Annotated in this window: 1 pseudogene; it reads left to right on the top strand. The window is 73.3% G+C overall.

The window, feature by feature from the left end:
* Nucleotides 1-107: 107 nt before the first annotated feature.
* Nucleotides 108-746, top strand: a pseudogene (locus ELR45_RS37430) (type VI secretion protein); the annotation flags it as partial.

Here is a 746-nt window from a genome sequence, read left to right as displayed (position 1 = left end):
GGCCCCGCCGACGACGCCCCCAGCCACGACGATACGGCCGTCGACGAGTTCGGCGAGGACGACAGCGACGACCTCCACGTCGACGTCCCAGCAGGCGCAGAGACATCGTGACCGCCGCCCCAGCCACCCCGACCACGCCGTCACCAAAAGGTGGATGGCTCGAACGCTACCTGCTCGACCCCTCCGGTGCGATGGCCCAGCTGCGCGACCTCGTCACCGAGGTGGCCGGAACCTGGGCGCCCATCATCGCCCCGGGCGTCGCCGTCGGCGTCGTGCTTGCCATCACTACCCGGAGGTGGTGGGCTCGGCAGCGGCACGCCGTGCTGGCAGCCGACGCCCGCACTGTGACCGTGCTGCCCCCGCCCACCGTCGAGGACTCCGGTGGGGAAGCGCTGTGGGCGAACCTCGTCGGGTTGCTACGCCCCGCCCGGCGGCGCCGGGTGTTCGGGCAGCCACACCTGGTCTTCGAGTACCAGTTCAGCGCATCAACGACCCTGATCCGGATCTGGGTACCCGGCCCGGTACCGCCCGGCCTGATCGAGCGGGCCGTGCAGGCCGCCTGGCCCGGCGCGCACACCCACGCCAGCACCGCCGGGCCACCCCTCGCACCGCCCACCGCCGAGGACGGTGCGGTCGTGACCGGTGGGCAGCTACGTCTCGCTCGCCCCGACGCGCTGCCCATCCGCACCGGCTTCGACACCGACCCGCTGCGGGCCATGTTCGGCGCCGCAGGCGGAATGGGCGAC

The organism is Phytoactinopolyspora endophytica, from assembly GCF_004138495.1.
Taxonomy (GTDB): Bacteria; Actinomycetota; Actinomycetes; order Jiangellales; family Jiangellaceae; genus Phytoactinopolyspora; species Phytoactinopolyspora endophytica.
This window is presented reverse-complemented; position numbering and strand designations above follow the sequence as displayed.